Consider the following 12848-nt stretch of genomic DNA (forward strand, 5'->3'; position numbering starts at 1 on the left):
GAGGGCAGGGCGGAAACGCCGTGTTGGACTCGGTAATCGAAGGATTTCAACGCTAACACACTGTTCAACACTCCAAAAGACGCAAGACTGTACACGGACTAAATGAAGTGGAAGTTCGCTTGGACTATTGTTTATGGCCGAAGTGCGGGACAAAGCGGACCTTGATGGTTCTATTGCGAACGGCGGCTTTTCCAAGCCTTCAAGAGCTCAGACTTGAGTTTGAATGGCCTACACAAGCCAACTTGGTAAGCGCTAGTATCCGATGTTTGGCTACTCCTTTTCTAATCCGAACTGTGAGAGGAATGGAAGGATTCCGCTACCTATTGCGCGGGCCGCTATTCCGATTTCGCCTGCTTCAATGTTGATCTTTGCCAAGCCGCGTTTATCGTAGTTGCGTCCCATAGCATCCTTAACAGCCTCGACCATCTCTTGCGTAAGCTCCGGCGACAGACTGCTGTCTATGACAATCATTTCTGGGTCTAGGAAGGCCCGCCCCGCGACTGCAGCAAAAGCAATTTGCGGAGCCGCAATTTTCAACCAATCTTCAAACAATCCCCGTTCAGTTATGTTCAGGGGCCTGTTCTCATAAAAGCCATTCGGGCTTAGTCCAGCGGCTTCTGCCGCTGCTTCAAGATAATGCAAGGAAGCGCCTTCAAGCAGTTGGCTAGCCACCCCAGACGACACAGCGCCAGTAGGTAGCGAAGCAATAGCACCTGCCAGGTTGTTTTGCCCTGTGTAGAGCTGCCCACCCAGAGAAATGCCTCCGCCAATAAAAGTTCCAACATAGAAATAGACGAAGCTTTTGTTTCGCTGACGGGCGCCCACAGCGATTTCAGCCAGACAGGCAGCTGAAGCGTCGTTTAAGTCAGTCGTAGGGAGGCCGAAGGCGGCTTCCATATCTTTAGAAAGGTCCGATGACGCCCAGTCGGCCATCGCACCCTTCGGTGCTCCAACCGTCGATTCCCAAGCGCTCAATTCGTCTGGAAGCGCGATACCGATGCCCACAACCCGTTCTTTTTGGGCCGCGGTCATTTTGTCAAAGAGTCCGGCCGTACAAGCCAGCATATCCTGACGGATCGCGTCGAGATTAGGGAATGAATATCGTCGCACAATGCGTTCAAGTATGGAGTAATCGAATGACATACTGACCACTTCGAGCGAGCGGCGGCCCACTTTGATGCCTATCGAAACCGCACCTGTGGGGTCCAATGAAAATGGGACCGAGGGCTGGCCAACCTTGCCCTTAACGGCTTTACCTGGCTGTAGTAAACCGTCTTTCACAAGCCGGTTAACTATTACTGTTGCCGATTGTGCGCTAAGTTCTGACGCGCGCGTCAACTCTGCTTTGCTCATGGGGCCGTTGTCACGGATTAAGTCTAAGAACAGCCTCTCGTTTTGGGGTCGTGCAACGCTCCTCTGTTTTGGAGATATTGCGATAGGTGCGTCTTTAAGCATTAAACTTTAGTCCTGTTTTTCGCGCGTTTGCCCAAGCGAGCAAACTATTCTCAAAACTGAAACTCGATTTTCTAAATATAGCTGGCATCTTCATGCACACCCTGATCCACGCCGGTAATCATCGCTACCACGTCGTTTCCGCTTGCGGTCTTGGCATTCAGAACACCGGCGATCCGCCCTTGACGAAAGACGACAATCCGGTCCACCAGATTGAAGACCTGGCGTAAGTTATGAGACACAATAATCACGGGTACCCCGCGTTCTTTAAGGCCTCTGATGATGTTTTCGACTCGTGTTGTTTCTTGAATTCCCAAGGCCGCTGTGGGTTCGTCCATGATAATCAGTTTGGATCCCCAGCCCGCCGCACGACTAATCGCGACGCATTGGCGTTGGCCGCCAGACATACCAGCGACCGATTGGGTTGTATCTGGAATCTTAATGCCAGTTTCTTCCAACAGCTCTTCAGCGCGCTTGGCCATCGCCTTTTTCTTAAGCCATGAAAGTGGTCCGAATTCGAAATAAACATCTTCGCGGCCCAAGAAGATATTCTGCGGGACATTTAGGTGATCAGCGAGAGCGAGATTTTGATAAACAGTTTCAATACCATGTTCGCGCGCGTCATTGGGCGCTTTGAAATTCACGGGAACTCCGTCGATCAAAACTTCGCCCGCGGTGCGTTGTTCCACGCCGGTGATGTTACGCACAAAGGTTGATTTGCCCGCGCCGTTGTCGCCCACGATCGCGATGTGTTCATCGGCAAACATTTTGAAGTCAGCGTTGTTGAGCGCCTGAACACCCCCGTAGTGCTTTGTTAACCCACGTGTTTCTAGAATGACCTTGCGGACATCATCCATCTTTATTTCCTCCCGACGGCGTCTCTGTTGGGTCCAAAAGCAACATTTCAGACCGGAATGTCAATAATTAAATCAAGTTGAATTAATTATTGACATTGAATCGATTATTTCCTCTTTTAGGGACACACGAAGCTGGGCGTTGGAGGCTCAGCAACTTCTGGGAGGAATAAACGTGAAAATGAATATGACATTCGCAGGTGTAGCTGTTGCTGCGCTTATTGCCGGGTCCACTGCAAGCGCGCAGGACGTAATCGGCTATATCACAAAGTCCGCGACAAACGCTGGCTGGATGATGATTAACCAAGGTGCAGCTGATGCTGCGGAAGAAGAGGGTGTAAACCTTGTTTCTGTTGGCCCAGCATTCCAAGGTGACCTTTCAAGCCAGCTCGAAGTTTTTGAAAACCTTGTTGCTCAGGGCGCGGCCGCAATTGCCGTGGCGCCAGTTGACAGCGCGGGTATCGCGCCTGCCGTAAATGACGCCATGGGCGCAGGCATTCCAGTTGTCGCAATTGACACCGGTGTCGCTGGAGCAGAGGTGACGTCCTTTGTTGCGACAGACAACTACGCAGTGGCCAAAGTTCAAGGCGCTGTTGCTGCGACCTTGGTCGAAGATGGCCAGCCGATCATCTATGTGACAGGCAATCAAGCACAATCCACAGGACAAGAGCGCCGCAACGGTTTCGTTGAATCCTTCTCTGCCGCGCGTCCAAACTCTGAAATCCTTGAAGTTCCAACCGAATGGAACAGCCAGGAAGCGCAAGAAGGCGTTGAGGCGATCCTCAACAGCCGTCAGGATGTTGCAATGGTTGCAAACGCATGGGATGGCGGCACAATGGGTGCCAAAGCAGCCCTTGAAAACCTTGGCTTCTCTGCGGGCGACGTAAAGCTGGTTGGCTTCGACGGTGCTGGCGATGCGATTGCTGCTATGGATGAAGGCTGGGTACACGCCAACACAGCGCAGATGCTGTACCAGATGGGTTACCAAGGCATCAAAGCGGCTTCCGCTGCGGCGCGCGGTGAAGACGTATCCGCACGCATCGACACAGGGTTTTTCCTTGTGACGCCGATGACTTCGGGCACTTATAAAGCAATGGTTGGCATCGAATAATCGACCGACTTTTTAATGAGGGCGCGTCGTTCGACGCGTCCTTTTTCATACAAACTTCAAATTTTTCCGGCGGAAGAAAAAAATGACAGACATCTCGCGTGCCAAAGCCACTACTTCACTTCAAGACCGCATCGTGCTCGGCTTGGTCAAGTTCTTTAAGGCGGAATGGTCCGGCGCTTTTCTTGCGATCGTAATCCTTGGCATATCCATCGAGCTTGCCACGTCAGGCCGCCCGTTCTTTCACCCATCAAACTTGATGACAATCCTCAACAACTCGGCCGCGATCGGCATCGTGGCGGGGGGGATGACGCTTGTCATTATCACCGCAGGCATCGACCTATCGGTTGGATCAGTAATGGGGATGACCGCCGCGCTGACGGGGTATGTCGCCAGTTTCTGGGGGTTTCCGCCTTACCTTGCTATCATGACCGGCCTTGGGATCGGCCTTGCAATTGGGGCCTTCAACGGCTCACTCGTGGCCTATTTTGGGATGCCCGCGTTTATTGTCACGCTGGCTGGTCTTTCGATCTGGCGGGGCACTGGTCACCTTTCTACAGGCGCGCAGGCTACGCCAAAGTTGCCTGAAACCTTCGACATGTTTGGACGCTACAACCCGTTTTCAGGTCTGCGCGACGCCTATAAAGAGGGGGAATTGTCGGGCTTTTGGGAAAGTGTGGGTGGCTTTATTGATGACAATTGGATAAACTTTTTTCGCACCTTTCAAATGTCGATGCTGATCTTTATTGGCTTCTTCATCGTCCTGACCATTATTATTTCGAACACGCGCTATGGTCGCTGGGTCTACGCGATTGGATCGAATGAGCCGGGCGCACGTCAGGCAGGTATCAATACGCCGCGCTATACGCTGCTGACCTATATGTTCTGTTCGTTCTCGGCGGCATTGGGGGCCTTGCTGTTCCTTGGCCGCGCTCCTTATGCAAAATCAGACTACGGGCAGATGTGGGAACTCGACGCAATTGCCGCTGTGGTTATTGGCGGCACGTCCCTTTTCGGCGGACGTGGGTCGCTTTGGGGGACCTTTATGGGGGTGATCCTGCTCAAGCTGATCAACAACGGCCTGACATTGGCCCAGCTTGATACCTTCTGGCAGATGGTTGTCACCGGTCTGATTATTCTGGTCGCCGTCGGCTTGGACATCGTGCGTCAATCCAAGAACCCTGAAAGCGTGCGCAAGCTGTTGGGGGCGATTGCGGCTGTCATGGCCTTCCTTGCCCTGATGACACCCGGAGCTATCTTTCTTCGCGCCAAGATCGCATTGTTGGAGCATGGTGCTGCAACCACACTACGCGAAGCAGGAACATCACTTGCCGCGGGCCAAAATGCACGCCTCTTGTCGCCGGATGAAATTACACAGTTGCAATCCGCTGCATCGGCGAACCTTACTGCAACGCTCTTGTTGCTGGTTCTGGTACTTGCGACCGCATTTGTGGTGCTGAAAACATCGCGCCTGATCAGTTTTGGTTTGGCGGCCGTGTTCATTGTGATGATCCTTCCGGTGTCCTTGTTGGGCTATGAAATCACCGTGCCATTCCTTGTCCTAGGTGCCGCTGCTTTATTGGGAAGCACCTATGTGCATGCGATGTTTGCGAAGGCTCGCATGTTGGACGTAAATGCGCGGTAATTTTGACATAGCGATCGGTGGCGAAAACCTGATCGACACCGTGAACAGGTCTTTGACAAGTGGGCGAAGTTGCGCAAAATCATAACCTTGGAGGGTCACCGTATAATGTTGCGGTGGCCCTTGCGCGTCAGGGGATGACGCCACATTACCTTACCCCGATTTCGATCGATGATTTTGGTGAACAGCTGGCAGATCACTTACAGCGCGAAGGCGTCGTATTGGCAGGTGAACGCCGGTCCGAACCGACGACCCAAGCCATTGTCACGCTCGAAAATGGCATACCGAGCGATGTGTTCCATCGGGAAGGGACGGCCGAGCAGGCCATCAGCTAACTCACTTCTCTTGAACAATAGCATCCTCCCATTCCCGGATAAATGCTGCTCGTTTCATTTGATCCAGATATGTCATCAAAGCCGGGTCTAGATTGATGGTCCGTAGGTTTTGAAAATCTTGGGACCGCGAAAGCGGCGGTAGAGGGAAGGTTAACGGATCGCCGATCGATTGAAGTTTCAGGAGGTGGCGGACAAAATTATTAGCGTGCTGAGGGGCTGGAGCGGCCGCGGATACTAAAATCGTCCGCATCATAGTTGTTGGAAATTCTGATGGCAGAATGATTATCAAATCGTCCGAATTCTCTGCCTGCGCCTTTGCGTAGCTTCCCAAGACGTTATAAGCTATTATCAATTTACCAGTCCGTAGATCGTTAATCATCTGACCGGAACAGCAATAGAGCCTTGCTCCTACGCGCCCCATGACTTCAGTCAAGCGCCAATAGGTTTCGGTAGCACGGGCGTCTTGTGTGGCAAAAAGGTAGCCTAAGCCAGATTGCCTCACGTCATAAGTCCCAACCCGTCCCTGAAAATGGTCTGGGTGGTCTCGCATCAACTGAATCAAATCTTGCCGACTGCTTGGGACGTGAATCTGCTTAAAGGCTTGGCGGTTAAGGACAATAGCAGCAGGTTCCGATGTAAATGCAAAAAGGCTGTTATTCCATTGAGCCCATTCAGGGTGGTCAATATTCATGACTGGCGCAGAAAATCCATCGTTTACCAACTTAAGCTGGAGGTCCATTGCGCTGGAAATGACCACATCAAACTCATCGGGTGCAGCGCGGTACAGACGATCGATATCAGCCGTGCCAGTGACAAGGTATTCCACCGAAATGTCCGGGGATGACGCGAGAAAGTCTTCAATAATCGGGGCGAAAAACGAGGTGTCGGTGCTGGACAGAATACGCAATTGTGCTTGATTGGGTTCACCGAAAGACTGTTGGTCTTCCCAGCCTTGGGCGAAGCTGGACACTGGCAACCAAAGAGCAATCAGAAAGATAATGTAACGCATGCGCCGCCCTCTTCTCTGTTGGTCAAGGCCATTGAACCGTTATGGGCGACGATAACCTCTTGCGCGATCGTCAGGCCGAGCCCCGACCCGATCGTGTTGCCCATATCTTTGCCACGCACAAAACGTCCGGACAGTGTTTCGATTTCGTCCACCGCAAACCCCGGTCCGTCATCATAGATGCTAACTGATAAGGTTGGCGAGTTAGAGGCTTTTATAATCACGCCCGTTTCTGCGGGCGCATATTTTAGCGCATTATCTATCAGGTTGCGCAGCGCATTCTGGAGCAAAATCGCATCCCCTTGCAGCGTTGCAGGGCGCTCCAGTTCCATTGTCATCGTGATGTCCTTCATTTCTGCCACGGGCGTCATGCTTTGGACCAGTTCATGCAATAAATCAGCCAGATCGACCTGGACCATTTCAAGGTTCCCGGCTCGAAAAGTCACCATCGCATGGTCCAGCAACTGTCCAGCGGCGCGGCTGCTTTCGTCAATCGCGCGTACCATCGCTTGTAGCGATGTACGATTTTCGTCACGGTCCACACGCTGCAACGTCGCCTCGGCATGTGACCTTACTGTCGCAAGTGGGGTGCGAATGCGATGCGCAGCCTCGGCGATGAACTCTTCGGATTGTGTCAGCGAGTGATCCAGCCGCAACATAAATGTGTTTAGAGATGCCACCAAAGGGGCCATTTCTGATGGGACAGGTTTGGTAAAGCGGCTTAGGTCTTGTGGACCACGGCGGGTCACGGACGATGTCAGTCGGCGCATCTGACGGCTTGTTGTGGATGCAGCCCAAATTGCAAGTGCCGATGACATTGCAAAGAACCCAAGCCCCAGAAACGCGACATTGCGTGAAATTGCGTTAAGTGTGTTTGATAGGGCGTCCTGTGTTTGGGCCACCGACACAAAAACGTTTCTAGGGCCGTTTGATCCGATCAAGGTTCGCGCCCCTGAGGCAACGCGCAAAACCTCCCCTTTGAGGGTCGTGTTTTTAAAAATTGTGTTTTCGGGCGCCACATCACGCGGTGATGTCAGCCAATCATACCCCGATAACAGAGTGTTATCTTCGTAGATTGCGTAGAATACGCGATCATCGGCCTCCGTGTTCAACATAGACAGTGACGAATACGGGAAATCGAGCGTTACCCGGCCATCGCGTATGGCTGCTGTATCCAGCACCGACGACATCGATGCCTTTAATATGTTGTCTTGGCCTTGTTGTGCCACCTGCGCTGCTAACACCCGAACCACAATAAACAAGACGACGGCCAACAACGCAGCACCGCCCGTCAAGATCAACGCCAACCGGTTGCGCAATGATCCTGAGACAACAACATCAGGCGTCATGATTTAACCTATAGCCCAGTCCGCGCAGCGTCACGATCCGCAGCTGTGACCCCTCAAGATGTTTGCGCAATCGCCCAATATAAACCTCGATAGCATTTTCCGACACATCGTCGTTATAGGAAAATAAACGATCCACGAGCTTTTGTTTCGAGAAAACCTGCCCCTTATTGGCGATCAAAAGTTCTAGCAGCCGAAGTTCACGGTTGCGCAAATTGATACTGTTGCCGTTGACGCGCAACAGACCGGATACGGCATCAAAATCTACATCCCCGATTGTCTGAACCGATTGGGCAGAACCTGCGTTTCGCCGCAAAACGGCACGGCACCGCGCCTGCAGTTCGGCATGATCAAATGGCTTGGTGAGGTAATCATCGGCTCCCAAATCCAACAAACCGATTCTGTCTGACACCTGACTTCGGGCCGTCAAAACAATCACCGATGTCAGGTTTTTAGCGGCACGGTGTTGTTTTAGAAAAGTCCGACCATCCCCATCAGGGAGCATAATATCAAGCAAAATCAGATCGTATTCACCGGTGTTCACAAATGCACGCGCATCAGCAATTGTAGCAGCATGATCAACGGCATGCCCATCCAGACGGATACGCGAGGCAATCGCCTCGGCTAGCTCCAAATTGTCTTCGACCAGAAGGTATTTCATCTAGGCATCTAACCTTTCAAGTACGTGACAGGTTTGTGTCAGGTTGCCATGGTTTACATACACCATCTAGCCGTCTGAAGAATGGCTATCAAATGGGAGAGTAAAATGACAACTTTGAAAATGGGCCGCCGTGCCTTAATCGCTGCAGCTACGGCGACGCTTAGCTTTGGCGCGCCAGTATTTGCCGACGGCCACCAGATTATTGACGAAATTCACTTCATCATCCCAGGTGGTGCTGGCGGTGGATGGGATGGCACTGCGCGTGGCACAGGCGAAGCGTTGACCGAAGCAGGACTTGTTGGCACAGCGACTTATGAAAACATGTCTGGCGGCGGCGGTGGTGTGGCAATCGGTTACATGATCGAAAACGCCGAAAGCCTTGAGGGCACTTTGATGGTTAACTCTACGCCCATCGTGATCCGTTCCTTGACCGGTGTGTTTCCTTACAACTTCAACGATTTGACTTTGGTGGCCGGCACCATCGGCGACTATGCGGCAATCGTTGTCGGCAAAGACAGCCCGATTAATTCTATGGATGACCTTCTGGCGGCATGGGATGCAGACCAGAGCGGTACACCAATTGGTGGCGGTTCAGTTCCTGGTGGCATGGACCACCTAGTTGCAGCGATGGTCATGGAAGCATCTGGTCGTGATGCACTTGCAGTGAATTATATCCCCTACGACGCTGGTGGCACAGCAATGGCGGCATTGCTGTCAGGTGAAATCGCAGCACTGTCCACCGGTTTCTCCGAAGCAGTTGATCTATCGAACGCGGGCGAAGTCAAAATCATCGGTGTCACATCTGATGCACGCGTTGCTGCCGCTTCAGATGCGAAGACCATGGTGGAACAAGGCATTGATACAACATTCGTCAACTGGCGCGGCTTCTTTGGTGCACCTGGTATGTCGGACGAAAAGCTGGCCCAATACCAAGCCGCAATCGAAGCCATGTATGACACACCCGAATGGGAAGCCGTGCGTGCGCGCAATGGTTGGGTCAACATCCACAATTCAGGCGAGGATTTCCGCACATTTCTTGAGGCGCAAGAAACTGTCATTGGCGATCTGATGAAAAAGCTGGGCTTCCTCTAAAAGCTTGCGGCATTCGATATCAATGGGCGGAGCGTACAGACGCTCCGCCTCTTTCTATTTCGGGAATTTGAGGGAACAAAATGGCCTTGGATCGTTGGATCGCACTCTGTCTTCTTGGGCTCTGTATCTTGTACGGGTACACGGCATGGTTCACCATGGATGCAAGCCTTGCGCCATTTATGCGCCGCAACCCCATTTGGCCCAGCACATTCCCCAAAGTTTTATCCGTTTTGGGTATTAGCGCCTCATTTATTATTCTGATTGGACTTGAAAAGGGCGAAGAGAAAATCGGCGAGATAGACCACCGTCGCTTAGGCGATTACTTCCTTGGTCAGGCCTTGGTGTTGCTTGGCCTTATGGTTGTCTACGCGCTGTGTCTGCGCCCGCTTGGTTTCTTGTTTTCAACCTCGGCATTCCTGATTGTTGGCTCGTTTATCTTGGGCGAACGTAAATTGCATGTGATGATCCCAGTCGCCTTCATCGCTACTGGAGCTGTTTGGTATCTGGTGCAAGAAGTGCTTGGGATATTCCTGCGTCCCCTGCCAATTTTCGTGGGGGTCTGATATGTTAGAAGGTATTCTGATCGGTCTGCAAACGGCCCTATCCATGCAAAACTTATTGGTCGTTATTGGTGGCTGTTTGATCGGCACATTCATTGGCATGTTGCCGGGCCTTGGCCCCATGTCGATCATTGCTATTATGATACCCGTGGCGATCACTATGGGCGATCCTTCGGCAGCGCTAATTCTACTGGCAGGTGTTTATTACGGGGCAATTTTTGGCGGCTCGACATCGTCAATCCTGCTAAATGCACCCGGGGTGGCGGGCACCGTTGCGTCCTCCTTCGATGGTTACCCCATGTCGCGACAGGGCAAAGCCGGCAAGGCTCTGACAATTGCCGCCATTGCTAGCTTTGCAGGTGGTACGATCGGCGCTTTGTTGTTGATGATCTTTGCGCCGATGTTGTCGAGCGTCGCCTTGTTGTTCCACTCACCGGAATATTTCGCGTTAATGGTCGTCGGCCTGTCGGCCATCGCGGCATTTGCGGGGCCTGGTCAAGTGACCAAAGCTCTGATGATGACCGTTCTTGGCCTGATCATGGCAACTGTAGGCGAAGGCGCATTGTTTAATCTGCCACGTTTTACGGGCGGCATCATGGATCTTCAATCGGGCTTTGGCTTCATCACCTTGGCTATGGCCATGTTCGCGTTGCCGGAAGCTATTTTTCTTGTTCTTAAACCAAAAAACCTTGGTGCTGATGGCGGTGAAATCAAAGACCTGCGCATCACACGCGCCGAAGCTCGGGCTATCGCTCCGGTCATTGGCCGCCAGTCTGTTCAAGGGTTTTTTATTGGTGTGCTGCCCGGCGCGGGTGCAACAATCGCGTCTTTTCTTGGCTACGCAGTTGAGCGCAATATTGCCCCGAAACATGAACAAGATGAATTCGGCAAAGGTTCTATCAAAGGCCTTGCCGCACCTGAAACTGCTAACAACGCGGCTTGCACTGGCTCGTTTGTGCCGCTGCTGACGCTTGGTATTCCCGGGTCTGGCACAACTGCTATTTTGCTGGGCGCATTGATCGCGCTGAACGTTACGCCAGGTCCGCGCCTAATGATTGACGAACCACAGATTTTCTGGGCTGTTATCATGTCGATGTTTATTGGCAATCTGGTGCTTTTGGTTTTGAACCTACCCCTGATCCCCTACATTGCCAAATTGCTGGCAATCCCGCGCAACTACCTGATCCCCTTCATCCTGTTTTTCACATTGATGGGCGCCTACATCGGACAAAATAACGCGACGGAATTGCTGATGCTTGTTGGGTTTGGCATTTGTGGCATTGCGTTGAAATTCGCTAACTACCCTCTGCCACCTCTTTTAATTGGATTTATCCTCGGTGGCATGATGGAGGATAACTTTTCTCGTTCAATGCAACTCTATGGCGGCGTGTCTTTTGTTTTGGAACGCCCCATGACGCTTGGCCTGTTGGTCATTGCGGCAGGTCTGATCATTGTTCCGATCTTGAGGACCCGCTTGGCCAAGTGACTTCGGAGACTGAGGGGCTGTCTGAGGGTAGCAACAGTGCGGCGTATTCACCTCAACACCGATAGCCCGCACAACTTATTATGGTATTGCCCATGTGCACCGGAAGCCATCATAATCATGAACCAGAAGTCAATCATGTACTTACAATCAACGTGGCTCAGTCGGATTAGGCTGCTCAGGCTCGAAGTCGCTGTTCGCTTCACTTTGCATCAATGTCGGATTTGCAAACGTTGGCCTTTCATCTTCTTAACTATGCTTCTCGCGCCTTCTCACAACCAAAACCTACAAGCCCTACGAATTCCAACATCTGCATATATTCTGCCCAAAAGCGCACGTAACACATCAACCCGCGTAAACACTCACACTTAGCGATCCCAGCAAACTCACCGCCTTACACCTGCTTACACAGCGCACTAGGTACCACTGCACTACAAGCCACCCACAGTTCCCTGTGTGCCTTGCGGCTTAAGCCTGTCATAGTCTGCCTGTGACGTTGCCGTACTGGTCGCCTGTGGCATGCCTGACGGGGATTGCTGTGGCGTTGGAGTGTCTTGGCCCCCTAAAACTGTGCCACTATTTGTTGACTAAGGGAGTGACAGAGAATGGCACGGAAACGGTATTCACATGAGGATGCACTGAAGTTATTGCGCGAGATTGATGTTCATTTGCATGATGGGTTGGATGTTGTGGGCGCGTGTCGCAAGGCGGGTATTTCGGACAAGACCTATTACTATTGGCGCAAGAAGTTCGGTGGTCTAGGGCGACCGCAGCTCTCAGAAATGAAAGCACTGAAGAAGGAAAACGAGCGGCTGAAGAAAATCGTTGCGGACCTCCAACTGGACAAGCTGATCTTGAAAGAGAGCCTCGATTATTTAAAGCCGAAGGCCTGACGGTTGATGGGTTGCGTCAGGCCGTAATCCATACCCGCCAAAGACTTGATACGTCAGAACGGCGCACATGTGCGGTTCTCGGCGTCTCGCGTTCTGGCTTGCATTACAAAACGAAGGTTCAAGGTGATGACGCATTGCGCTTGGCCATGATCCGCCTTGCCAAGCAGTATGGTCGGTACGGATATCGAAAGATCGCTGAGTTGCTGCGGATCGAAGGTTGGCACGTCAATCACAAGAAAGTTGAGCGTTTATGGCGCGAAGAAGGGCTGAAGCTGCCAGAGCGGCATAAGAAACGAAGGCGGCTGTATCACAAAGACAGTTCGGTCATCCGTTTGCGCCCAATGCATCCCAATCATGTTTGGGCAATTGATTTTGTTCACGACAAGCTGAGTAACGGGCGCAGCTACAAGATGCTG

13 protein-coding genes are annotated in these 12848 nt (G+C 52.1%); 8 read left to right on the forward strand and 5 right to left on the reverse strand.

Going from position 1 to position 12848, the window contains the following annotated elements:
• Window positions 1-270 precede the first annotated feature (270 nt).
• Both NIG5292_RS12095 and NIG5292_RS12100 read right to left on the reverse strand, forming a co-directional pair.
• Window positions 271-1455 (reverse strand): ROK family transcriptional regulator, encoded by a 1185-nt coding sequence (locus tag NIG5292_RS12095; protein WP_038008229.1) that lies wholly within the window; start codon window positions 1453-1455, stop codon window positions 271-273.
• 71 nt (window positions 1456-1526) lie between these two features.
• Window positions 1527-2309, reverse strand: coding sequence for an ATP-binding cassette domain-containing protein (locus NIG5292_RS12100; RefSeq protein ID WP_038008231.1), 783 nt, complete (start codon window positions 2307-2309; stop codon window positions 1527-1529).
• A gap of 178 nt (window positions 2310-2487) precedes the next feature.
• Between NIG5292_RS12100 and NIG5292_RS12105 the strand changes: the two genes are divergently transcribed.
• From NIG5292_RS12105 to NIG5292_RS12115, 3 genes are all read left to right on the forward strand, one after another.
• Window positions 2488-3417, forward strand: coding sequence for a sugar ABC transporter substrate-binding protein (locus NIG5292_RS12105; RefSeq protein ID WP_038008232.1), 930 nt, complete (start codon window positions 2488-2490; stop codon window positions 3415-3417).
• Window positions 3418-3499: 82 nt separating this feature from the next.
• Entirely contained in the window at window positions 3500-5059 is a 1560-nt protein-coding gene (locus NIG5292_RS12110) for an ABC transporter permease (protein ID WP_048599805.1), read from the forward strand.
• A 59-nt stretch (window positions 5060-5118) separates the two neighbouring features.
• Complete coding sequence (locus tag NIG5292_RS12115; protein ID WP_048599806.1) at window positions 5119-5391, forward strand: PfkB family carbohydrate kinase; 273 nt, start codon at window positions 5119-5121, stop codon at window positions 5389-5391.
• Between the two features lies 1 nt (window position 5392).
• Here the strand turns inward: NIG5292_RS12115 and NIG5292_RS12120 are convergent, their stop codons facing one another.
• From NIG5292_RS12120 to NIG5292_RS12130, 3 genes are read right to left on the reverse strand one after another with little or no spacing between them, the layout of a single operon-like run.
• Window positions 5393-6400, reverse strand: coding sequence for an ABC transporter substrate-binding protein (locus NIG5292_RS12120; protein ID WP_038008237.1), 1008 nt, complete (start codon window positions 6398-6400; stop codon window positions 5393-5395).
• Entirely contained in the window at window positions 6379-7746 is a 1368-nt protein-coding gene (locus NIG5292_RS12125; protein ID WP_038008239.1) for a sensor histidine kinase, read from the reverse strand. The genes NIG5292_RS12120 and NIG5292_RS12125 overlap by 22 nt, the downstream gene beginning before the upstream one ends.
• Complete coding sequence (locus NIG5292_RS12130; RefSeq protein WP_038008240.1) at window positions 7736-8404, reverse strand: response regulator transcription factor; 669 nt, start codon at window positions 8402-8404, stop codon at window positions 7736-7738. Before NIG5292_RS12130 ends, NIG5292_RS12125 begins: the two co-directional genes overlap by 11 nt.
• 105 nt (window positions 8405-8509) lie before the next feature.
• Here NIG5292_RS12130 and NIG5292_RS12135 point away from each other — a divergent pair, with 105 nt between their 5' ends.
• The 5 genes from NIG5292_RS12135 to NIG5292_RS12155 all read left to right on the forward strand — a co-directional run.
• Window positions 8510-9496 (forward strand): Bug family tripartite tricarboxylate transporter substrate binding protein, encoded by a 987-nt coding sequence (locus tag NIG5292_RS12135; RefSeq protein ID WP_038008242.1) that lies wholly within the window; start codon window positions 8510-8512, stop codon window positions 9494-9496.
• Window positions 9497-9576: 80 nt separating this feature from the next.
• On the forward strand, window positions 9577-10059 hold the full coding sequence (locus tag NIG5292_RS12140; protein ID WP_038008243.1) for a tripartite tricarboxylate transporter TctB family protein: 483 nt from the start codon (window positions 9577-9579) through the stop codon (window positions 10057-10059).
• Between the two features lies 1 nt (window position 10060).
• On the forward strand, window positions 10061-11542 hold the full coding sequence (locus NIG5292_RS12145) for a tripartite tricarboxylate transporter permease (RefSeq protein WP_038008245.1): 1482 nt from the start codon (window positions 10061-10063) through the stop codon (window positions 11540-11542).
• Window positions 11543-12144: 602 nt separating this feature from the next.
• Complete coding sequence (locus NIG5292_RS12150) at window positions 12145-12432, forward strand: transposase (protein WP_048599378.1); 288 nt, start codon at window positions 12145-12147, stop codon at window positions 12430-12432.
• An 11-nt stretch (window positions 12433-12443) separates the two neighbouring features.
• A partial coding sequence (locus NIG5292_RS12155; RefSeq protein ID WP_144412756.1) for an IS3 family transposase occupies window positions 12444-12848 on the forward strand: 405 nt, incomplete at its 3' end.

This window comes from Nereida ignava (assembly GCF_001049735.1).
GTDB classification, from domain to species: domain Bacteria; phylum Pseudomonadota; class Alphaproteobacteria; order Rhodobacterales; family Rhodobacteraceae; genus Nereida; species Nereida ignava.